The organism is Kitasatospora sp. NPDC041988, from assembly GCF_055588525.1.
Map to the genome: position 1 here is coordinate 22,685 of NZ_JBVJCO010000062.1, position 21,528 is coordinate 44,212.

At 70.8% G+C, this 21,528-nt stretch carries 28 protein-coding genes; 26 read left to right on the plus strand and 2 right to left on the minus strand.

The genetic code is table 11. The features are described from left to right. Positions 1-34 precede the first annotated feature (34 nt). Genes ACZ6NC_RS38075 through ACZ6NC_RS38090 form a run of 4 tightly spaced genes read left to right on the plus strand, consistent with a single transcriptional unit; the run spans position 35 to position 4,524 of the window. Entirely contained in the window at positions 35-589 is a 555-nt protein-coding gene (locus ACZ6NC_RS38075; RefSeq protein WP_465738475.1) for a helix-turn-helix domain-containing protein, read from the plus strand. Then, entirely contained in the window at positions 579-1,823 is a 1,245-nt protein-coding gene (locus ACZ6NC_RS38080; protein ID WP_465738476.1) for a PBSX family phage terminase large subunit, read from the plus strand. Before ACZ6NC_RS38075 ends, ACZ6NC_RS38080 begins: the two co-directional genes overlap by 11 nt. Positions 1,824-1,850: 27 nt before the next feature. After that, a complete protein-coding gene (locus ACZ6NC_RS38085; protein ID WP_465738477.1) occupies positions 1,851-3,386 on the plus strand; it encodes a phage portal protein in 1,536 nt (511 codons plus the stop codon). A 16-nt stretch (positions 3,387-3,402) separates the two neighbouring features. Further along, the gene (locus tag ACZ6NC_RS38090) at positions 3,403-4,524 is read left to right on the plus strand and encodes a phage minor capsid protein (protein ID WP_465738478.1); all 1,122 of its coding nucleotides are present in this window, start codon (positions 3,403-3,405) and stop codon (positions 4,522-4,524) included. Here the strand turns inward: ACZ6NC_RS38090 and ACZ6NC_RS38095 are convergent. Continuing rightward, entirely contained in the window at positions 4,521-4,715 is a 195-nt protein-coding gene (locus tag ACZ6NC_RS38095; RefSeq protein ID WP_465738479.1) for a hypothetical protein, read from the minus strand. The two genes, ACZ6NC_RS38090 and ACZ6NC_RS38095, sit on opposite strands and share 4 nt — an antisense overlap. 58 nt (positions 4,716-4,773) lie before the next feature. On the opposite strand from ACZ6NC_RS38095, the gene ACZ6NC_RS38100 reads away from it, so the two are divergent. From ACZ6NC_RS38100 to ACZ6NC_RS38200, 21 genes are all read left to right on the plus strand, one after another. Then, positions 4,774-5,559: a hypothetical protein gene (locus ACZ6NC_RS38100; RefSeq protein ID WP_465738480.1), complete on the plus strand. Its 786-nt coding sequence runs from the start codon at positions 4,774-4,776 to the stop codon at positions 5,557-5,559. 13 nt (positions 5,560-5,572) lie between these two features. After that, complete coding sequence (locus tag ACZ6NC_RS38105) at positions 5,573-6,643, plus strand: major capsid protein (RefSeq protein ID WP_465738481.1); 1,071 nt, start codon at positions 5,573-5,575, stop codon at positions 6,641-6,643. Continuing rightward, positions 6,643-6,876 (plus strand): hypothetical protein, encoded by a 234-nt coding sequence (locus tag ACZ6NC_RS38110; protein WP_465738482.1) that lies wholly within the window; start codon positions 6,643-6,645, stop codon positions 6,874-6,876. The genes ACZ6NC_RS38105 and ACZ6NC_RS38110 overlap by 1 nt, the downstream gene beginning before the upstream one ends. Next, on the plus strand, positions 6,873-7,469 hold the full coding sequence (locus tag ACZ6NC_RS38115) for a hypothetical protein (protein WP_465738483.1): 597 nt from the start codon (positions 6,873-6,875) through the stop codon (positions 7,467-7,469). Before ACZ6NC_RS38110 ends, ACZ6NC_RS38115 begins: the two co-directional genes overlap by 4 nt. A gap of 13 nt (positions 7,470-7,482) precedes the next feature. Continuing rightward, entirely contained in the window at positions 7,483-7,839 is a 357-nt protein-coding gene (locus ACZ6NC_RS38120; protein ID WP_465738484.1) for a hypothetical protein, read from the plus strand. After that, positions 7,836-8,255 carry a hypothetical protein gene (locus ACZ6NC_RS38125; protein WP_465738485.1) on the plus strand — a complete coding sequence of 140 codons (420 nt, stop codon included), beginning with the start codon at positions 7,836-7,838 and terminating at the stop codon, positions 8,253-8,255. The genes ACZ6NC_RS38120 and ACZ6NC_RS38125 overlap by 4 nt, the downstream gene beginning before the upstream one ends. Continuing rightward, positions 8,252-8,569, plus strand: a complete 318-nt coding sequence (locus ACZ6NC_RS38130) for a hypothetical protein (RefSeq protein ID WP_465738486.1) — start codon at positions 8,252-8,254, stop codon at positions 8,567-8,569. The genes ACZ6NC_RS38125 and ACZ6NC_RS38130 overlap by 4 nt, the downstream gene beginning before the upstream one ends. Before the next feature lie 9 nt (positions 8,570-8,578). Continuing rightward, the gene (locus ACZ6NC_RS38135; RefSeq protein ID WP_465738487.1) at positions 8,579-8,935 is read left to right on the plus strand and encodes a hypothetical protein; all 357 of its coding nucleotides are present in this window, start codon (positions 8,579-8,581) and stop codon (positions 8,933-8,935) included. Further along, a complete protein-coding gene (locus ACZ6NC_RS38140) occupies positions 8,928-9,347 on the plus strand; it encodes a minor capsid protein (RefSeq protein WP_465738488.1) in 420 nt (139 codons plus the stop codon). Before ACZ6NC_RS38135 ends, ACZ6NC_RS38140 begins: the two co-directional genes overlap by 8 nt. 13 nt (positions 9,348-9,360) lie before the next feature. Further along, a complete protein-coding gene (locus ACZ6NC_RS38145; RefSeq protein ID WP_465738489.1) occupies positions 9,361-9,813 on the plus strand; it encodes a phage tail tube protein in 453 nt (150 codons plus the stop codon). Beyond that, complete coding sequence (locus ACZ6NC_RS38150) at positions 9,813-10,403, plus strand: hypothetical protein (protein WP_465738490.1); 591 nt, start codon at positions 9,813-9,815, stop codon at positions 10,401-10,403. The genes ACZ6NC_RS38145 and ACZ6NC_RS38150 overlap by 1 nt, the downstream gene beginning before the upstream one ends. A 196-nt stretch (positions 10,404-10,599) precedes the next feature. After that, entirely contained in the window at positions 10,600-14,052 is a 3,453-nt protein-coding gene (locus ACZ6NC_RS38155; RefSeq protein ID WP_465738491.1) for a phage tail protein, read from the plus strand. 6 nt (positions 14,053-14,058) lie between these two features. Next, a complete protein-coding gene (locus tag ACZ6NC_RS38160; RefSeq protein WP_465738492.1) occupies positions 14,059-14,988 on the plus strand; it encodes a phage distal tail protein in 930 nt (309 codons plus the stop codon). A gap of 21 nt (positions 14,989-15,009) precedes the next feature. Then, entirely contained in the window at positions 15,010-16,050 is a 1,041-nt protein-coding gene (locus tag ACZ6NC_RS38165) for a hypothetical protein (RefSeq protein ID WP_465738493.1), read from the plus strand. Between the two features lie 8 nt (positions 16,051-16,058). Beyond that, positions 16,059-17,156, plus strand: coding sequence for a hypothetical protein (locus ACZ6NC_RS38170; RefSeq protein ID WP_465738494.1), 1,098 nt, complete (start codon positions 16,059-16,061; stop codon positions 17,154-17,156). A gap of 1 nt (position 17,157) precedes the next feature. After that, positions 17,158-17,883 carry a hypothetical protein gene (locus ACZ6NC_RS38175; RefSeq protein WP_465738495.1) on the plus strand — a complete coding sequence of 242 codons (726 nt, stop codon included), beginning with the start codon at positions 17,158-17,160 and terminating at the stop codon, positions 17,881-17,883. Between the two features lie 20 nt (positions 17,884-17,903). Next, entirely contained in the window at positions 17,904-18,251 is a 348-nt protein-coding gene (locus tag ACZ6NC_RS38180; protein ID WP_465738496.1) for a hypothetical protein, read from the plus strand. 61 nt (positions 18,252-18,312) lie between these two features. Continuing rightward, entirely contained in the window at positions 18,313-18,954 is a 642-nt protein-coding gene (locus ACZ6NC_RS38185; protein WP_465738497.1) for an N-acetylmuramoyl-L-alanine amidase, read from the plus strand. Between the two features lie 2 nt (positions 18,955-18,956). After that, on the plus strand, positions 18,957-19,181 hold the full coding sequence (locus ACZ6NC_RS38190) for a hypothetical protein (protein WP_465738498.1): 225 nt from the start codon (positions 18,957-18,959) through the stop codon (positions 19,179-19,181). 12 nt (positions 19,182-19,193) lie between these two features. Then, the gene (locus tag ACZ6NC_RS38195; protein ID WP_465738499.1) at positions 19,194-19,418 is read left to right on the plus strand and encodes a holin; all 225 of its coding nucleotides are present in this window, start codon (positions 19,194-19,196) and stop codon (positions 19,416-19,418) included. Between the two features lie 26 nt (positions 19,419-19,444). Beyond that, entirely contained in the window at positions 19,445-19,681 is a 237-nt protein-coding gene (locus tag ACZ6NC_RS38200; protein WP_465738500.1) for a hypothetical protein, read from the plus strand. 57 nt (positions 19,682-19,738) lie between these two features. On the opposite strand, the gene ACZ6NC_RS38205 is transcribed toward ACZ6NC_RS38200, so the two are convergent. Next, the gene (locus ACZ6NC_RS38205; RefSeq protein WP_465738501.1) at positions 19,739-20,308 is read right to left on the minus strand and encodes an HNH endonuclease family protein; all 570 of its coding nucleotides are present in this window, start codon (positions 20,306-20,308) and stop codon (positions 19,739-19,741) included. Between the two features lie 560 nt (positions 20,309-20,868). Here ACZ6NC_RS38205 and ACZ6NC_RS38210 point away from each other — a divergent pair. Further along, on the plus strand, positions 20,869-21,474 hold the full coding sequence (locus ACZ6NC_RS38210) for a hypothetical protein (protein ID WP_465738502.1): 606 nt from the start codon (positions 20,869-20,871) through the stop codon (positions 21,472-21,474). Positions 21,475-21,528 lie beyond the last annotated feature (54 nt).

Here is a 21,528-nt window from a genome sequence, read left to right on the forward strand (position 1 = left end):
GACCCCGGCACGAAGCGGCTCTGACACGACGGGGGTGACCGTGCCTCCCGCCAAGCGCAAGCTGCAACCGGTCACGGACGCCGAGCGCGCCGAGATCCTCCGCCTCCACGCCGAGGGCGTGACCCGCAACGAGATCATGCGCCGCACTGGCCGCTCCGCCCGCATCGTCACCGGCACCGTCCAGGAGGCTGGACTGACGTTCGCCCGCGCACCCGAGGTCGTCGCCGCCACCGAGGCCCGCCTCATCGACCTCGAAGCCCGCCGCGTCTCCCTGGCCCACGACCTCCACCAGGACGCCGAACGCCTCCGCGCCCAGCTCTGGACGCCGACCACCGTCTTCGCGTTCGGCGGCAAGGACAACACCTTCGAGTCCGAGACGCTGCCCGAGCCGCCGCCCGCCGAAAAGCGCGCCCTGCTCGGCGCGGCCGGCATGGCCATCGACAAGTCCCTCAAGCTCGTGCCGCCCCGCGACGACTCCGGCGCCGACGCGGCCCGCAGCATGGTCGGCCAGCTCATGGCCGGCCTGGCAGAGGTCTACCGCGAGCACCAGGAGGAGGCCCGCAGCGAGGGGGCGGGTGATGCGCCATGACCTGCCGCTCTCGCGTAAGCAGATCGCGAGCATCGTCGAGTCGCAGCACCGGATCAACGCTTGGGAGGGCTCGGTCCGGTCCGGGAAGACCGTCGCCTCGCTGCTGCGCTGGCTCGGCTACGTAGCGAACGCGCCCCGCGGCGGCGAGCTGGTCATGGTCGGCCGCACCCGCGACTCGATCAACCGCAACGTGTTCGCTGTCCTGACCAACCCCGATCTGTTCGGCGCGCTGGCCGGGCAGGTCCACTACACCAACGGTGCCGCGACCGCTGTCATCATGGGCCGCCTCGTGCACGTCCTCGGCGCCAACGATGCCCAGGCCGAGCCGAAGGTGCGCGGCATGACCTGCGCCGGCGCGTACGTGGATGAGGCCACCACCCTCCCGAGGGCGTTCTTCGACCAGCTGGTTGCCCGCTGCTCGGTCAAGGGCGCGCAGATCTTCTGCACCACGAACCCGGACAACCCGGCGCACTGGTTCCGCAAGGAGTACCTGCTCCGCCCGGCCGAGACCCGGCTCCGAAGCTGGCACTTCACCCTCGACGACAACCCGTTCCTCGACGCCGAATACGTGGCGGCCCTCAAGTCCTCGTTCCAGGGCCTGTTCTACAAGCGGAACATCCTCGGCGAGTGGGTGCAGGCCGAGGGCGCCGTGTACGACATGTGGCAGCCAGACCGGTACGTCGTCGACCTGATGCCGCCCATTCAGCGCTGGCTCAGCGTGGGCGTGGACTACGGCACCGTCAACCCGTTCGTCGGCCTCCTCGTCGGCCACGGCGCCGACGGCCGCCTGTACGTCGCGTCCGAGTACCGGCACGACTCCCGCGCGAGTCACCGCCAGCTCACCGACGCCCAATACAGCAGCAACCTGCAGAGCTGGATGTCCACCAACGGCCGCCCCGAGTGGCTGTTCGTCGACCCGAGCGCGGCCAGCTTCATGACACAGCTCTGGGCCGACGGCGTTCCCGGCGTCGCACCGGCGAAGAACGAGGTCCTGGACGGCATCCGGTCCGTCGGTGTCGCCCTCGGCGCCGGCATCGTCTCGGTCCACCGGTCGTGCGCGGGCCTCCTCGACGAGCTGCCCGCCTACGCGTGGGACGACTCGGCTGCGGCCAAGGGCGACGACAAGCCCCTCAAGGTCAACGATCACAGTGTGGACGCCCTCAGGTACGCGCTGCACTCCACCGCCCACGAATGGCGCGGCCTTATCCGCCCGAACCTCACCCAGGCCGCATAGCCGGCCGCCGCCCGCAGGAGGTGACCGATGCCCCTGCCCACCAGCGACATGGCGTGGCCCCCGACCGACCCCGCCATCCAGGAGTCGATGGCCGACTGGGACGCCTGGTACTCCTCCGACCCGGACCGGCTCGTTGAGCGGTACCGGCTCCGCGGCGAGAGGGGATACCAGAACCGGCCCAGCCAGTTGCGCGGCGGCGTGGTTGGCAAGTTCGCCCGCTGGTGGTGGGGGCAGCCCACCGCCCTCGGCGAGAAGCGCACCAAGCTCCACATCCCGCTGGCCGGCGACATCGCCCGCACCAGCTCCGACCTGCTGTTCTCCGAACCGCCCCGCATCACCGCGGAGGCCGGCGGCGAGACACAGGACCAGATCGAAACCTTGATGGCGACCAGCCTCTACCCGACCCTGCTGGAAGGCGGCGAGGTCGGCGCCGCACTCGGCGGCACCTACTACCGGGTGTCCTGGGACACCGCAATCAGTGACCGCCCGTGGATCACCACCGTCGCCGCGGACGGCGCCTGGCCCGAGTTCCGTTACGGCCAGCTCCTCGCCGTCACGTTCTGGCAGGTCGTCTGCCTCGACGGGGAAACGTACTGGCGGCACCTGGAACGGCACGAGAAGGGTGCCATCCTCCACGGCCTGTACAAGGGCAGCCGCGACCGCCTCGGCAAGCAGATGCCGCTGACCGCCCACGACGACACCAAGGACCTCCAGCCGCTCATCGACACCGGCGCCCCCGACCACCTCACCGCCTCGTACGCCCCCAACGTCCGGCCGGCCCGCGGCTGGCGGCACGTCCCATCCGCCGCCCACCTCGGCCAGTCCGACTACCAGGGCATCGAGGGCATCATGGACGCCCTCGACGAGACGTGGTCGTCGTGGATGCGGGACCTGAGGCTCGGAAAGGGCCGGATCACCCTGTCCGGCCAGTACCTCACCAGCAACGGTGTCGGCAACGGCGTCTCCGCCGATCTGGACCGCGAGGTCTACGACGGGCTCAACATCCCTCCCACGGCCGACGGCGGCATCACCGTCAGCCAGTTCGCCATCAGGGTGACCGAGCACCGCGACACCGCGCAGTCCCTCGTCGAGCAGGCCGTCCGCCAGGCGGGCTACTCGGCCGCTTCGTTCGGTGCGGTCGGCGACGGCACCGCGGTGACCGCCACCGAGATCCGAGCCCGGCAGGGACGGTCCATGACCACCCGAGCCCGCAAGGCGCTGTACCAAGGACCGGCAATCGCCGACATCACTGCCGCATGGCTGGCCGTCATGGCCGGCCCGCTGTTCGGCTTGCCGGGCCTGAACGTCGAGCGGCCCCGGGTCGAGTTCCAGGACTCCGTCCAGGAAGACCCGAAGACGGCCGCCGAGACAATCAACCTGCTGGACCAGGCAGGTGCCGTCTCAACCGAGATCAAGGTCCGCATGGCCCACACCGACTGGGACGACGACCAGGTAACCAGCGAGGTCGCGCGGATCACCGCCGAGACCGGGCGGGAACCGCTCGCCGACCCGGCAGCCCTCGGCGAGGGCGGCGCCGGACTCGAACCGCCCACCGCCGACTGACCACCGGGAGGCGGCCGTGCCAGTCTCCCCGGCCGACGGTGAGGACCTCGCCCGCGAGGTCGGCCGCATCTACCAGGATGCCGAGGCTGGCCTGCTGGAGCGGCTCGCCCGTCTGCTGGCCGACGGCATCGGCCTGCCGAACTGGGCCGAACAGAAGCTGCGGGCGCTCGGCGACCTGCGGGCCGCGGTCGCGCAGACCGTCACCGCCCTTGAACGCGACGCCGACGGGGCGACCCGTGAGGCCGTCGCCGAGGCCTACCGGCGCGGCGATCGTGCCGCGGTCGCCGACCTGATGCTCCCGGAGGGCCAGCGCGCGGCAGCCCTCCGGGACCTACCCAACGCCCACGCCGTCGACCGGCTCGCCGACGCCGCGGTCGCCGAACAGCAGCCCATCTACCGGCGGATCCTGCGCGCCGTCCCGGACGCCTACCGGCAGATCGTCGCCCGCGTGTCCGGCGGCGTCCTCCTCGGCACCCAGACCCGCCAGCAGGCTGCCCAGCGCGCCCTCAACCAGTACGCGGACCGCGGCATCACCGGGTTCACCGACCGGGCCGGCCGCAACTGGCAGATGGCCAGCTATGCGGAGATGGCCGTCCGATCGGCGACCGGCCGGGCCGCGGTGCAAGGGCACACGGACCGGCTCCTCGCGATGCGCCAGCGCCTGGTCATCGTGTCCGATGCGCCGCTGAAGTGCCCGCTCTGCCGGCCGTGGGAACGCCAGGTGTTGACGCTGGACGAGACCCGCATCGGCCCGCAGACCCTGGTCCTGCCGGACGCGGTCCGCGGTGGTCAGACCCGCACCGTGCACGTCGCCGGGTCCCTCGCCGAGGCTAGGGCCGCCGGGCTGCTGCACCCCAACTGCAGGCACAGCGTCTCGCTGTACCTGCCCGGGGTCACCACCATGCAGCCCTCGCCACCCCACCCGGGCGGCGCCACCTACGACGACACCCAGCAGCAGCGCTACCTGGAGCGGCAGGTCCGCCAGTGGAAGCGCCGCCAAGCGGTGGCCATCGATGACCAGGCAACCCGCCTGGCCGGCCAGAAGGTCCGCGAGTACCAGAAGCGGATCCGCGAACTGACTGCCGAGAAGCAGCTCCGCCGCAAGCCCCAGCGCGAGCAGATCGGGGCGGCTCGCTAGTCCGTGCTCGGGTCGATGATCTTGCCCAACGTTCGTGCGACGGCGGCGTAAGCCAGTCCCATAGTCGCCTCCGCCTTGGCGTCGTGCGCGCCCGCCATCACGGCCCTGCGGCTCTCATTGGCCTGCTCCTCGGCCCAGGCCTTGGCCTTCCCGATCCGCTCCAGCAGCTCGTTCGCGTTGACCTCGCTCATAGGTCGACCCTGCCCCAGCCCGCCAGGTGCGGGACCCGACGCGCCCCAGGAGGGCACGATGTTCACCCCTTTCCAGCACCCGCTCGCCTCGCACCCGGCCGGTACCGTCCTCGGCTACCGGCGCGACGGACGCCCCATCTGCCCGATCGCGGGTGGCAACGGCAACGGCGAGGGCGAAGGCGCCACCGGTGAGACCGGCCAGCAGGGCAGCGACAGCGACCCGACCGGCAGCACCGGGCAACAGACCGCGGCCCATCCCGGAACCGGCCAGCAGCAGACCGGCCAGGCGGCCAACAGCGGCGGCACCGACCAGGCCGCGACGATCGCCCGGCTGGAGAAGGATCTCGCCGACGCCCGCCGTGAGGCCGGTGCCGCGCGGGTCAACGCCAAGCAGCAGGCTGCCGACCAGGCCCGAGCCGACCTTGCCCAGCAGATCGGCAAGGCCCTCGGCATCATCCAGGACGACGCCCCGCCGGACCCGGCGAAGCTGGCCGAGGCCATCACCGCCAAGGACAGCCGCATCGGAACGCTGGAGCAGGAGCTCCGCGTCCGGCAGGTCGAGCTCGCCGTCCACACTGCGGCGGCCAAGCAGCAGGCCAAGGTCGACGCGCTCCTCGACAGCCGCGCGTTCTCGAAGACCCTGGCCAGCCTTGACCCGGCCGCCTCCGACTTCACGACCCAGCTCGACGCCGCCATCAAGGCCGCCGTCGACAGCAACCCCAGCTTCCGCTCCGTGCCCCAGGCGGGCCGCAGCGGCGCCGACCTCACCGGCGGGACCGGCGAGGCCACGAAGACCCGCCCCACCACCCTCGGCGCCGCGATCAGCGGCCACTACCAGACCTGACAGGAGGCACCTCGTGCCCGTCACTCTCGCCCAGGCCCAGCTCAACACGCTGCCGGACATCGACTGGAACGTCATCGACACCCTGCGCCGCAACAGCTGGGTGCTCGACCAGATGGTGTGGGACGACACCGTCACCCCCGGCACCGGCGGCGGTTCCCTCACCTACGGCTACACCCGGCTCCTCGCCGCCGCGGCCGCCCAGTTCCGCAACTTCAACGAGGAGTACCCGGCCAGCCAGGCCACCCGCCAGCAGCTCCAGGTGCAGCTGCACCCGCTCGGCGGCAGCTTCACCGTCGACCGCACCCTGGCGAACCTCGGCAACGCGGCGACGAACGAGATCATGTTCCAGATGTCGCAGAAGATCACCTCCGTGCGGACCCGCTTCCAGCAGGAGCTGATCCTCGGCGACACCGCCGTCGACGCGTCCGGCTTCGACGGCCTCGACAAGTCCCTGACCGGCCAGTCGACCGAGTACCTGCCCATCAACGAGGGCAACTCCACCGGCTACACCGACTGGTCCGCATCGGCGATCACCACCGAGGACAAGGCCATGGCGGCGTTCGACAGCCTGGACGACTGGCTGTCCCGCATCCTCGCCTCGCAGGTCGGCGGCGGCGACGGCGGCTCCACCGCCACCGGCAGCCTCCCGGCTGGTGTGAAGGCGATCCTCGGCAACACCAAGTCCATCGCGCGCCTGCGCTCCCTCGCCCGCCGCGCCTCCCAGTTCACCTCGACCCGTGATGACCTCGGCCGGCAGATCGACATGTACGGCCAGTGGGTCCTCGTCGACATGGGCGACCGCGTCGACGGCTCCGCGCCGATCATCCCGATCCAGACCCGCGACGCCGACGGCGCCGGCGCGGGCGGCAACATCACCGGCCTCACCGACCTGTACGCGGTCAGCTTCGGCCTGGACGCGATGCACGGCGCCAGCGTCGCGGGCAAGCCCCTCGTCCAGACGTGGATGCCGGACTGGTCGCAGCCCGGCGCCGTCAAGAGTGGCGAGGTCGAGATGGGCCCGCTCGCGATGGTCCTGCGCAACACCCGCACCTGCGGCGTGTTCCGCAACGTCAAGGTCTCCTGATGCGGTACCTGGTTCAGGCGCCGCGTACCGACTTCAACGGGGTGGTGGCCGGCGTCCGCTTCAGCGAGGGCGCCGCCACCGTCGACACCAGCTCCCATCTGGCCGCGCTCGGCTACTTCCAGCGCGCCGGCTACACCATCACCCCGCTCGACGAGCCCGCCGAGCAGCCCGCCAAGACCACCAAGGCCCGCCAGCAGCGTGCGGCCGAGACCGAGCAGGGAGCACAGCAGTGACCGCTAACGGCCGCTTCCTCGGCGTCGTGCGCGACGAGCTCGCCACCGCCTCCGACGTCGCCCGCCAGGCCGTGGCCGGCGTCGACCCGTCCGCCGCCATGTACCGCGCCAACATGCGGCGCCTCGACGCGACCGCCGACCTCGGCGCCCTCACCACGCAGGTGATGACCTCGGTGCCGGTGTACCTGCGCCGCGGCGACGTCGTCTCCAACATCTCGGTGCGCTCCGGCGCCACCGCGGCGGGCACGCCGACGAACTACTGGTTCGCCCTGTACTCCAACGCCACGACCCCGGCGCTGCTCGGGCAGACCGCGGACCAGCTCACCGCGGCCTGGGGCGCCACCACGAACAAGACGTTGGCGCTCGCCTCCCCGGTGACGATCCAGGCCGACGGCACGTACTGGGTCGGCATCATGGTCAAGGCCACCACCGTCCCCACCCTGGTCGGCGTGTCGACCACCGCGGCGGCCGGCATCGTCACCGGTGAGAAGAACCTCTCCCAGACGTCCGGCTCCGCTCTCACCGGCACCGCTCCGGCCACCATCGCCTCCCCGACCGCCGCGGCCACCGTGCCGCTGGTCATCCTCACCTGAGAGGCACAGGCCCATGGCACGCACCGACATCTCCGCTGTTCAGGCCGTCACCACCGCAGGCCTGAGCCCCACCTTCGACAACGCCAACGCCTCCGGCGGCCAGATGTTCGCCAACAACGGCCGCCGGATCCTGCGCATCACCAACACCTCCGGTTCGGCCGTCACCGTCACCGTGAACATTCCCGCCACCCTGGACGGCGTCGCACCGGCCAACGGCGGCAAGCAGATCACCGTGCCCGCCACCACGGGCGACGTGACGATCGGCCCGTTCCCGGCGACGACCTACAACCAGGCCGACGGCAAGGTGTACGTCGACTTCTCGGCCGTCACCAGCGTCAAGCTCGCCGTGCTGGAGGTACAGCCGGCATGAGCCGGGTGTACGCCACCACGGCCGACTACCAGACGTACACCGGGCAGGCCTCCGGCACCGACACCGCGCGGCTCCTCACGCGCGCGAGCGCGATGCTCGACGCGCGGGTGCTGCGGGCCTGCTGGTACGTCGTCGACACGAACGGCCTGCCCACCGACACGATCGTGGCGGCCGCGTTCCGGGACGCCGTGTGTGCCCAGGTCCAGTGGTGGTCCGACCTCGGCGACTCCACTGGCGCCGCGGGGGTCGGCTGGGGCGGCGTCAAGATCGGCAGCGTGGACCTGTCCAGGTCCGTGACGGCCGTGTCTGGGGACGACTCCCCGTCCCGTCAGATCGCCCCGCAGGTGTGGGACGCGCTCCAGGCATCGGACCTGACGCCGGACCGGTTCCGGCTCGGGGCGGTGACCCTCGCGTGAGCGGCATCCCCGGATGGCTCCTGCGGCACCAGGTCACCGTCGAGCCTTACCTCGGCGACTCGGCGTACGGCCCGAAGTACGGGCCGCCGGTGGCCGTGCGGTGCTTCCTCGACCAGGCGACCCGCCTGGTCCGGGCCGCCGACGGCCGCGAGGTGGTCAGCGGCAGCACCCTCTACGCGCGACTCGACACCACCGCCCCGGCCGGGTCCCGCGTCACCCTGCCGGACGGCCGCCGGACCACCGTCATCGCGGCACTGCAGCGGGACGGCGCCGGGCTCGGCACCCCCGACCACCTTGAGGTCCAGCTCGTGTAGGAGGCCGCCATGCCGTTGCAGGTGGGCCACTTCGAGTGGCATGGCGACGAGTGGCTGCGGCGGGTCCTGGCTGGGGCTGCCGACGGCCTGGAGGCCGGGATGGAGCACGTCCTCACCGAGTCCCGCAAGGTGGTGCCGCTGGACGAGGGCACGCTGGAACGCTCCGGCCGCAGCCACGTCGACCGCGCCGCTCTCAAGGGCGTGGTCTCCTACGACACCCCGTACGCCGTCAGGCAGCACGAGGAGCTCGACTACCAGCACCTGCCGGGCCGCACCGCCAAGTACCTGGAACGCCCGTTCCACGAACAGCGCGAGGTGGTACTGGCGTTGATCGCAGCCCACATCCGGCGGGCCGACCATGGCTGACCTCCTCGACGGCATGGCCCGCTACCTCGCCGGCCTCGGCCTGGTCACCTACGACCCGGACGGCACCGGCGGGGACTGCTTCGTCGACACGATGCCGCCCGGCCCGGACTCGGCGGTGGCCCTGTCCGCATACGGGCTGGGCATCCCCGACCCGCTCAACGACGACGACGAGGCCGGCCTCCAGGTGCGGGTCCGCGGCGGTCCCGACCCGCGCATCTCCCGCGCCCGGAGCCAGGCCATCTACTCCGCGCTGCAGGGCCTGGCCGGGGTCGAGCTCCCGGACGGCACCTGGCTGATCCTCTGCACCGCCATCCAGACCCCGACGCCGCTTGGCACCGACGCCACCGGCCGGCACGAGCACGTCACCAATTACCGCCTCAACGTGGTCAACCCGACCGCACACCGATCGTAAGGAGGTGGCCCTCGTGGCCACGAAGAAGATCGAGGCGCGCGGCTACATCTTCCAGGTCGCGGTCGGCGCCGGCCCGACCTGGACGAACGTCGCCGGCCTCACCACGTTTTCCCACAACCCGGGTGACCACGACGCCCACACCGAGAGCACCGACTTCGACAGCAACGGTCAGTACGAGGAGGTCGTGCTCCAGCGCGGCGGCTCCCTCAAGTTGGAGGGCACCCGCCGAGTCGATGCCGCCACCGGCATTGCCGACCCGGGCCAGGCCGCCCTCGACGCCCTCGCGCAGGGCCTCGCCGACAACAGTGTCGGCCAGATCCGGTTTCGCTACCGCACCGAAGTGCAGTGGCGCGTCTGGTCGGTGACTGCGAAGTCCGGTGAGCTCGGCGGCGGCACCAACGACCTCGGCAAGTGGAGCATGGAGCTGCACCGCACCGGCGCCGAGACCTACACGGCGGCGCCGTGATGGCCACCCGCGACGCCGGAGACCCGGAGTACACCGACACGCTGGACGACGAAGACGACTTCGACCCGGACGAGGACCTCCTCGACGACGAGTACGAGGACGACGAGCCGCAGGAGGCGTTCGCCGACGCGGACGCGTTCTTCGCCGCCGAGGTCGCCAGGGTGAAGCCTGCGACGCTCCGCCTCTACGGCCGCGACTACGCCCTCCCGCGCCGGGTGCCGCTCACCTTCAACCTGATGCTCGCGCGGCACCAGGACGACGAGGACATGGACGCGTTCGCCGAAATCCTGTCTCCCCTGTTCGGGCCGGACGCGCTCCAGCGTTGGCTCGACAAGGGCATCGACGACCGGCAGCTCGCCGTCGTCCTGGCGTGGGCCATCGCCAACGTCAAGCGGCCCGGGGTGATCTCCCTGGCTGAGGCGGCGAAGGCGTACGACGAGCAGACCACCATGCGAGCCGGGGGAAAAGCCCCGGCCGAGGTGAGGAAGCCGGCCGGCACTTCTGGCGGTGCGTCCTCCGGCACTGGCGCCTCCTCGAAGCGGACCTCCGCCGGGAGTACCAGCTCACGCCGCAAGCGCTCGCGGCGCTGAGCGACCGCGAGTTCCTCACCTACGTCTCCGGGCTCGCTCCGGAGTCAAGGTGGCGCGAGGCCTACGCCCAGACCCCGCAGAGAGCCAACTCGCCCGAGGCCATTGCCTCGGTGTTCGGCACCTACCTCGGCCCCAGCAACGAACCCCCTACGGGCGGTGACCCGCTCCATAACTGAACAGCGGACGGGGGTGAGCCGTGAACGTCGGCGAGCTCGTTGCAACGTTCGACATCGATGCCAGCGGCGCCCGGCGCGGTGAGGCCGAGGGCGAGGCTGCCCTCGCGGGGCTGCAGCGGTCGGCCGACGGCCGGCTGCGGGACCTGCGCGGGCGGTTCGCCTCCGAGGGCCTGCTCATGGGGCAGGCCCTCTCCGACGGCGTCGAGGCCGGCACCCGGGCCGTCGGGGACCGGGCCGAGGATGCCGGGCGGCGGGTCGCGGACGGCCTCGGGCAGGGCGGCGAGGAGGCATCCCGGCGCCTGCTCAGCTCCATGTCGGACGCCGAGCTGGCGGTCCACGGTTTCACCCGGACCGCCGACGGCCGCATCCGTGACCTCCGCGGCAGGTTCGTCGCCGAATCCACCTCGATCGGCGATGCCCTCGCCCGGGACATCGGCAGCACCGGAGACCAGGCCTCGCAGCGGCTCAGCCGCGGTCTCGGCACCGTCTCCCGGGACCTGCGGCGGGGCGGTGACGACGGCCGCGGCATGGGCCGCGCACTGTCGTCCATCGGTGACGCCGCCGGTTCGATCGGCTCCGTCGCGGGCCGGCTGTCAATGATGGCCGGGGCGATCGGCGGGATCATCCCGCTCGCGGCCGGCCTCGCGGCCGCACTGGTTGCCGTTGCACCGGCCGCAGGTGTCGCCGCGACCGGCCTGCTGGCGGTGGCGTCGGCCGGCGCCGCCATCAAGATCGGCACCAGCGGCATCGGCGGCGCGATCAAGGCCGCATTCGCCGACGCCCCCGCAGCCGCAGGTGGTGCCGCCGGCGCGGCCAACAAGGTCGCCAACGCCCAACGAGCCGTCCAGGACGCCACCGAGCAGGCAGCCCGCGCCAACGAACGCGCCGCACGCCAGGTCGAGGACGCCCAGCGCACCGTCGGCGACGCCGTCCAGGCGGCATCGGATGCCCAGATCGAGGCCCTGCGGCAGGTCGCTCAGGCCGAACGCTCCCTGGAGGACGCCCAGCGCAGTGCCCTTCAGGCTCAGCGCGACCTCGACGACGCCCGCGTCCAGGCCGCCCAGGACCTGGAGGACATGCAGAACAGGTTGATCGACGGGGCACTCGACCAGCGGTCGGCCACCCTGCGCGTTCAGCAGGCCCAGGAGTCCCTCAACAAGGTCCTGGCCGACCCGACCGCGACACAGTTGCAGCGCGACCAGGCCCAGCTTGCCGCCGACGAAGCACGGCAGCACGTCGTCGAGCAGGGCATCTCGTTCGAGCGGCTCAAGGCCCAGGCGGCCGCGGCTGCGCAGGCCGGCGTGGACGGCTCGGACCGGGTCGTGTCCGCGCAGGAACGCCTCGCCGACGCCCAGCGGTCGGTCGCCGACCAGCAGCAGGCGCTGGCAGACGCCCAGGTCTCAGCCTCGAAGCGGGTCGCGGCCGCGGACCGCGACGTCACCGACGCCCGGCGTGCCCTGTCCGACGCTCAGCGCGAGCAGGCTCAGACCGCCGCGGACGGTGCCCAACAGATCGCCCGCGCTATGGAGTCCCTGCAGCAGGGGGCCGCCGGTGCGGCAGGCGGCGGTGTTGATCCTCTTGCCGCGGCGCTTGCCAAGTTGTCGCCGAACGCGCGCGCGTTCGTCGAGGAGATCATCCGCCTCAAGCCCGCGCTGGCTGATCTGAGGTTCGACGTCCAGCAGGCCCTGTTCGCGGGGCTCGCGGACTCGCTGCGGACTGCCTCGTCCAGCGTCCTGCCGGTCCTGCACGACAGCCTCACCACGGCCGCCTCCGCCCTCAACCTGATGGGACGTGGGGCCCTCGACACCGCGGGCGCCATGGCCCAGTCCGGTGCTCTCGGGCAGGCACTGGCGTCGGCGAACAACGGGCTGTACGACCTGCGCGCGCTGCCGGCCACGATCGTCCAGGGCCTGGTGCAGATCGGTGCCGCGGCCGGCCCGTCATTCGAGCGACTGACGGCGGCGGGCGGCGGCGCGCTGGACCGCCTCGCCGAGCGGATGTCCACCGCCTTCGCCAACGGCGGCATGCAGCGCGCGATCGAGCAGGCCATCACCATCCTCGGTCAGCTTGGTGACGTCGTCGGCAACGTCGGCTCGATCGTCGGCAGCGTCTTCGGTGCAGCCCAGCAGCAGGGCGGATCCTTCGTCCAGACACTGGTCAAGGTCACCGGCGCGATGGCGGAGGCGTTCGCCAGTCCGGCCGTCCAGGCCGGGCTGCAGGCCCTGTTCGGCACGATGTCCACCCTGGCGTCGACCGCGGCGCCGCTGCTGGCCACCGCCCTGCAGGTGATCGGGCCCGTGCTTGCCGCGCTGGGTCCGCCCGCCCAGCTGCTGGTGCAGAGCCTGGGTGCCGCGCTGCAGCCCGTGCTGGTCGCGCTCGGTCCTGTGCTGCTGTCCGCGGCCCAGGCGGTCGGCTCGCTGGTCGCCGCCGCGGCGCCCCTGCTGGGGCTGGTCGGCACCCTGGTCAGCGCCCTGCTGCCGGCGGTGACCCCCCTGCTGGACGGGCTGAACGTCATTTTTCAGCAGGCCCAGCCGCTCGTGCAGGCCGTGGCCGACGCCCTGTCCGCCGCGCTCGGTCCGATCTTGGCCCAACTGCCGTCGATCGTAGGACCGTTCGTCACGATTTTGACCAATCTGACCGGCATCCTGCTGCCCGTCCTGACCCAGCTGATCAAGGACTTGCCGCTCCCGCAGCTCGGCCAGAGCTTCGCGCAGGTCATGATCGCCCTGGCGCCGGTGCTCGCCCAACTCGCCGAACTCCAGGGCAAGCTGCTCGCCCAGCTGCTGCCGCTCCTGCTGCCGATCATCACCGCCGTGTCCCGGCTCGCGGGCATCTTCGCGAACGAACTGGCCGCGACGGTGCGGGACGTCGTCGTTCCGGCCCTGAGGATGATCTCCAGCCTGCTGCACGGCGACCTGTCCGGCGCCGTCGACGCGGCCAAGGAAGTCCTGTCCGGGCTCGTGTCGACCGTCGTCCGCCGGTTCACCGAACTGCCGCTCGCGATCGGCGGCGTCCTCGCCGACCTCGCGTCAAGCATGCTCGAAGCCGGAAAGAAGATCATCTCTTCGCTGGTCGACGGCATCAAGAACAAGGCCGGCGCGGTCAAGGACGCCGTCAAGGACGTCCTCGCCTCGGCTCGCAACCTGCTGCCCTTCTCGCCCGCGCGCGAGGGACCGTTCAGCGGCCGCGGCTGGTCTCTCTACAGCGGCCAGTCCATCAGCCAGGCCCTCGCGGACGGCATCCTCGGCGGCCAGAGCAACGTCCGGTCCGCGGCAGCGAGTCTCATGGCCTCGGCTCATGGCCCGCTCGATGACCCCTTCCGCCTCGGCCCCGGGGGCCCGCAGATGGCCATGGCCGGCGGTGCGGGCGCCAGCTTCGGCGGGCTCAACATCACCAACTACTACGAGTCCGAGTCCGGCTCCGCCAGGAACACGGCCGAGGAGCTGGCCTGGATGGCCAAGGGCAGGGGGTGACAGCGAATGGCGGGTGAGCTAGTCACCGGGCCCGGCCTCATCCAGTGGGGCAACCTCCTGATCGGCCGACGGCAGGCCACCGGCACGGTAACCCCGTACCGGTGGCACACGGTCAGTGGCTGGGAGGAGACACCGGCTCTGGACTCGGGCACCGTCAACCGAGCCCAGCAGCACGGCGCCTGGCCGGGACCGCTCCTTGCCCAGCCCCGCACCGTCACCGTTGAGGGGCTGATGGTGCGAGCGGTGGCCGGCCAGATCGGTGCCGCCGTGCGCACACTCAGCGCGGCGTGCACAATCGCGCAGGACGAACAGCCGCTCGTGGTCTGGCTCGACGACCGCGGACCCATGCTCGTCAACGCCAGGCTGATCCGCCGGCACCTGCCCGTCGACTCGTCGTGGCAACTCGGGTGGGCCGCCGGCGGCGCACTGCAGTGGCAGGCCACCGACCCGCGCCGGTACGTCCTGACCGAGCAGACCGGCGTCACCGCGCTGCCCGCGCCCGAGGCCGGCCTACCGTGGGGTACCCCAACGGAGACCGGCCTGGACTGGGGCAGCCCCACCGAGACCGGCCTCGCGTGGGGCACACCCGGCTCCACGGGCGACATCACCGCCACCAACTCCGGTGACGCACCCGCCCACCCGATCATCGAGATCCGCGGGCCGGTCGACACCCCAGCGATCACGATGTCCGGCACCGGCATGGTCCTGGAGTACGGCATCACGCTGGCCGCCGTCGACACCCTCGTGATCGATACCTGGGCGGGAACGGTCACGCTCGGCGGCCAGTCCCGGATCGGCACGGCGAGCCTGCGCTCCTCCCCGGAGGGTGCGTTCGCGCTGCCCGCCGGCGCCACAACGCTCTCCTTCCGTGCTGCCCCGGGCAGCTCCGATCCTGCCGCGCAGGCCACCGTGCGTTGGCGCTCCGCCTACTGGTAACCCCCGAGGAGGGACCACCTCATGACCGTGCGCTCCGGCTGGCTCCTCAACCCGGGCCAGACCAGGCAGGACACCCGGCTCGCTCCGCTCGGCACGATGACGCCGACTGGGGCGACCACTACCCGCGCGGGCGTCATCCCCGGCGGCACCCCACTCACCCTGACCATGTCCGGCATGGGCGGCACCATCTCCACCGGACGGGCCGTCGTCCAGGGCACGTCCGCGCAGGGTGCCTATCCGGAAGTCGTCACCGCTGCCGAGACGTTCACCGTCGCTAACGGCCACGCCAGCCTGATCCGCTACGACACGGTTTGGCTGGTGGCGTACGACACGCTGTTCGACACGAGCGGGCAGACTCTGGCCGCGATCGTCTACCAGCAGGGCACCGCTGGCGCCGGTGTCCCGCCGACCGCCCCGGCGACCGGCACCGCCTACCTGCGACTGTGGGACATCCAGGTCCCGGCCGGTGCCTCGGCAGGCGCCCCGCCGAACTGGGTCGGCGCGGGACTGTTGACCGACCGGCGCGTCTACACCGTCGCCGTTGGCGGGGTCTCCCCGGACGCCACCACGACTGGCACTTACGCGGGGCAGGTCCGATACAACGCGGGCGTCCTGGAGGCCTACAACGGGTCGTCATGGGTCGCCATCAACCCCGCGCTGACCAGCGCGTACACGGAGTCATCGGGCTCTGTCTCGACCAGCTCGACGACGTACACGTCCACCGGAACTGTCATCTCCACGACCGTCATCGTCCCGCCATCCGGACGGGTGTACGTGACCGGGCAGTGTCAGATGTACGAGAACACGTCGAACTCGGTGGCCTACGCCATCATCGAGGTGTCCGGCTCCGTCTCCGGCGCCCTACGGCCAGCCTCTGACGGGAAGGCGTTGTCGCTCGTCGACTACAACGCCGGCGACAACGGGGTGAAACCGGCGACCTGCGCGTTCCGGGTCACGGGCTCGCCGGGTGAGACTCTCACTCTCACCTGGAAACACCGAGTGACCGGCGGCGCCGCCGCGTTCGACTACCGCAACATCGTCGCCATGCCACTGGCCGGGTAGGGGGTGTCGTGGCGTCCCCGTACGAGTTGCTGGTGTGTGATCTGCGGTCGGACACCCTGATGGACCGCCTCCCGGTGATGCAGGTGTCCTGTGACGACTACATCGGCAAAACCGGCACCTTCAGCGGCACCATCCCGGTGCCGGACCGGGCCATGGCCCGCCGGGTGCAGGACGCGCTCATCCCCGGCCGCACCGCACTGTGGCTGCTGCGGGGCAGCGCGGTGGTGTGGTCGGGCATCCAGTGGACGGACGTGCAGGTGTCGTCCGACCGCGGGTCGGCGTCCGCGCAGGTCCAGGCCGCCGGCGCAGAGTCCTATTTCCGGGACCACCGGCAGATCGTGGACACCCTCGTGGCGACCGGCGAGGACCAGCTCGACATTGTGCGGGACCTGATCAACTACGCGCAGGGCAAATCCGGCGGGCACCTCGGCGTCGAGGTTCCGGCGTCGCCGGTGTCCGGGGTGCTGCGAGACCGCACCTACCTCAGCTACGACCTGGCGTATGTCGGCCGGCGGATCGATGAACTGGCCGCGACGCAAGGCGGTTTCGAGTGGCGGATCAACTGCTTCCGGGACAGCGCCGGGGCTCGGCACCGGGTGTTGCAGCTCGGCTACCCGACCATCACGGTGGGCAGCTCGGACACCGTGCTGAGCCTGCCCGGGCAGGTCCTCTCCTACAAGCGCTCGCGCGACGCGTCCGTACAGGCGAACGCGTGGATCTCCCGCGGTGCCAGCATCAACTCGAACCTGGCCGCAGCCTCGTACCCGCTGATGTCGACGCCGCTCACCACCTCGGCCGACTACACGGCCGGCTGGCCCAGGCTCGACGGCAGCAGCGACTACAGCTCGGTGACCACGCAGTCCATCCTCGACCAGAACGCGGCGGCCGACCTCGGCCGGCAGGTCCGGCCGGTCGTGATCCCGCAGGTCACCATCCGGCCCGGTGACGGCGGGCTGCCTGCGCTCGGCAGCTCGATCCGGCTGCGGATCCGCGACGTCTGGAACCCGGACGGGCTGACCGCCCGGTACCGGCTCGTCGGCTGGCACCTCACCCCGGAGGAACGCGGCCGCGGCGAGTCCGCCGACCTGTACCTGGAGGCGATCTGAGATGCCCAACGTCCCGTACGACATTCTCGACCGCATCCGCGACCTCGAGCAGCAGGTCCGCGACCTGACCGGCCGCAGCCAGATCAGGCCCGCCATGAACCAAGTCCTGGCCGGCGACGTGACCGTCGGGCAGGGCGGCGCGTTCAAGGTCGAGGGCCCGAGCAGCCCGCAGTTCTATGTCGGCTCGATCCTGCCGCTCAACCCGGACGGCAGCCCACAGCGAGGCCTCCTCGCCTACCGGCAGGACGGCTCGCTGGCGCTGAGCATTGCCAACGGCGGTTCCGGGCCGATGACTCAGACCGTTGCCGTACGCGACTCGCACGGCAACGTCGTCTTCTCCGACGACATTGTGAGCGGCGGTCTCGGCCGGCCCTACCTGCCGGTGCCGATGGCGCCCGGCGTCGATTTCACGGACACCACGTGGCGGCACACACACGTCGGCTGGTGGAACGTCCAGCACCCGAACCTGACGACCAATTTCAGCGTGTTCGCGCCGGGCGGGACGACTGCCCAGGCCCGCCTGGTCAAGAACGTCTCCGGCACCATCACCCAGCTCGGACCGACCATCACCGCCACCGGCACCGAGGCGTTCGGGAACTTCACGCTCACGCCCGCCGACCACGGCGGGGCGTTCGGGACATGGGTCTACCTGATGGTCCAGGTCCAGCGCACGGCCGGCGCCGGAACCTGCACGTCCTGGAACGGCGGCATGTACGGCTCCAGCTGAGCACCGAGAGAGGAACCCTCGTGACCCCTGACCCTGCCTACCCGTGGGGCATTCCCGTCGACTACGCCGGCCGCGCCACGGCCCCGACCATCGAACGCGGGTTCTCCGTCGACGTGGCGATCCGGGACGCCCAGCCCGGGCGCCGAGACACCCCGACGGTGGACGCACAGATCATGGTGATCAGCCCCGACGGCGCCGCCGCCATCACCCTGGCCACCGCCACGGTGTACGCCTACCAGCCCGGCGTGCCCTGGCAGCCGGACCCGACCGCGGTGAAGACCGCCGTTGAGCAGTGCGCCGCGCTCGCGGTCCAGCGGCTGGACTGGCTGACCGGCCTGCGCCCGACAGCAACGCCGGCCAACCCCTGACCACTCACCGCCCACCTGCCCCGTGCCTGCCGGCCGGGGCTCTCGCATGTCTGGAGGCCTGATGGCCTGGTACCCCGGGGCTCAGAAGATGGAGCTCCAGCCCGAGTCGGACGATCAGCCGGCGATCGTGCCGACACAGGTGATCTTCCACAGCATCGCGGCGCCGTGGACGCCCGGGCGCACGTACGAGTACTGGCACGACTCGACCAATCTGGAGTCGCATTTCGGCGTCGGCTACGACGGGGCCGTGGCTCAGTACATCGGCACCCAGACTCGCGCCGACGCCAATGTCGCCGCCAACCGGAGGCCGGACGGCACCGGCGCCGTGAGCGTCGAGACCGCGGCGAACAACGACAACTCGGATCCGTGGACTGCCGAGCAGCTCGAGACGCTGATCCGCATCGGCGTCTGGATGCACCAGACCCACGGCATCTCCCTGCGGATCTGCCGGACCGCCTCGGATCCCGGGTACGGCTACCACCGGCTGTTCCCCGAGTGGTCCGGCGGTGGCACGGACTGCCCGGGTGACGCCCGGGTCCGGCAGTTCCTCGCCGTCGTGTTCCCGGGCATCGTCGCCAGGGCGAACGGCGCCCCCGCCCCGACCCCGGTCCCCGTTCCCACCCCGCCGGCCGCGCCCGCGCCGGCCCCCACCCCTGTTCCGCGCCGGTTCCGGCCGCGGGCCTACCGAGCGATCGGAGTCTGACCATGAGCACCCACCCGATTCCCGAGGGCATCATCCTCGTCAAGGGCCACAAGGCCCAGGGCCGCGGCAATGAGCTGTTCGGCATCTGGCCGACCGGGTTCGTCCGCCAGATCACCGCCGCCGAGTGGGTCCTGTGGGGCCAGCCCGCCGCGGACCATGAGATCGCCTACGGCGCCGACGAGGAGTTCCTCCAGCTCCAGGCCTACGACCGCGCCCTGCGCGCCTGAAGGGACATCACCATGCGGAAGTTCTGGTTCGACCTGGCCGAGCGGACCGTCGCCACGTATGCGGTGACGTTCCTCGGCCTGCTCCTGGCCGACGGCGTCGACCTCACCAGCGTGGGCGCGCTGCGGGCCGCGGCGGTGGCCGCGCTCCCTGCCGCGCTGACCGTGGTCAAGGGCGCGATCGGCACGCTCGTCGGTGACCCGACGACCGCCGCGATACTGCCGCGGGTCCGGGAGTGACGAGTCCAGGCCCGGACGCGGGGATCGTGATCACTGCTGCTCAGATGTACGAGGAGGTCCGGCGGGTGGGCGATGGGCTGATCCGGCTGGAGGCCAAGCTGGATGCGCTGGGCGCCGCCGATCGGGACGTCGACTCCAGACTCGGCGACCACGAGGCTCGGCTCCGCCGGCTGGAGGCCGGCCGTTGGCCGCTGCCGACGATCGGAGCACTGACAGGCCTGGCTGGACTGGCGGTTGGCGTCGCCCCGCTCCTCTCCCGCTGAACACCACGCCCCCGCTTCTCCTTCGGGAGAGGCGGGGGCGCTTCGTCGTGCCCGGCTTCAGCGTGCGAGCGTGACGGTGATCGAGGTGTTGTCGCAGCCAGCCGCGATCTGGTGGAGGGTGTTCAGCTCGGCGGGGTCGACGTTCAGGCCCCATCGTGTCTTCACTGCGACCCAGTCGGTGGCGTACGTACAGCGGTACTCGGCGGCCGGCGGTAGCCAGTCCGTCACGTCCTTGTCGCTCTTCTGCCTGTTCGAGCGGGCGGTGACGGCGATGAGGGTTCGGGGGTCCGCCATGTCGTTCGCGTACAGCTCGCGCTCCTTGGCGGTCCATTTAGAGCCGCCGCTGTCCCAATTTTCGGCGAGCGGTACCAGGTGGTCGACGTCGAGGGCGGAGGCGTCGGTGACGGTGACGTCGTCGTACGGGGAGAACCAGACGCCGCCGGTCAGGGTGCAGCCGGGGCCGACGGCGGGTGCGTCGATCGCCTCGCTGATGATGACGTCCTTGCGGGCGTTGCAGCCGTTCTTGTCGGCGTCGGTCCAGTGCCGGTAGGCGGTTCGAACGTAGCCGGTGCGGTCCTCGTCCGCGACGGGGAGCGCGTCGATGGCCTCGTAGAAGGTGGTGTTCACGACGTCGCCAACGGCCCTGGAGTGGCCAGGGCGGGCTTGCGCGGGAACGGTTCCCAGTGCTCCGGCAAGGAGTGCTGTGGCCGCGGCAATGATGCCAGCGCGCGCTGTCGTCTTGGTGAGGTGGCCCATGGCGGGTCGCCTTCCGCTCGAAGATCACTACTGTCGTGATCTTCGTAGCGGGCACCGGCCGCCACGGGGAAGGCCGCCGGGCCGGAGTTCACCCGGGCCGGGGAAGTAGTCGTACTAGCCGGCCACCGCCGCGGGGGTGATCATCTCCGGACCCGGCCCCACCCCAAACTCTCTTGTACGGGTTCTGGAGGGTTTTTGCACCTATCCCCGGAGGGGGGCAGTCAATCGACCAACGCAACCCAATTACTGGCCGTGGTCACGCGCGGCGTGGCCAGCTGCCGCGCCTGGCCACAGCTCTACCCGCTCCGGACTTTCGTCACCGTCAGCTATGAGGTGACTTGGATGCCGATACGCCTTACGGTGATGGTAGGAGTTGTGCGGACATGGGCTTGCCGCTACCTACGCCTCCGTCTCGAAGGAGAGACGATGCGATGTTGCCTCCCTATTCGCCAAAGTGGCACAAGCCGAGCCCACTCGGTTTCGGTGCAGCAACAAGTTCAACAACGTACATTGCTGCACCACTTCTTGCAGGCTTCAGCATCATCACTATCGGCGTAGTTCTGCCATCCCATCAGGACTTTAGGTGGCCGGGCCCTTCACTGATCTGCTTAACCGCATCGGCGATCCTCCTGGTAGCCAGCCTGCAGTGTGGACTTGTTGCCCAGCGGCATCTCACCTCACGAACAGACTATGAAGCGTGGTGGACGCCAGGAGAGATTGAGACTCGACAGGAGGAGTTCTCTCAGGACCAGGCGCATGATTTTGCCGTATGGCTACTATGGGCGGCCTGGGCTACAGCTCTCTTCTATGTCGGAATCGCCAGTATTGCCGCCGGCTTGGCGATTCTTATCGCACCACCATCATGTGAGCATGGAGTTCTTGAATTGAGCAGGTGGATAAGTTTCACCCTGCTCATGACTGGCGCCCTCTTCGAACTCGTGATTGGAGGCAGCACAGCGAAGGACGTTTTCAACGCATACTGGGGAAATCGCCCCTTGCGAATCTCCGAAGACGAGAGCGACCAGACGGGGGATTAGGAAGGCATCAGATGATGCCACTGTGGACCATGGAGAGGAGCGCTCTAATGTGGC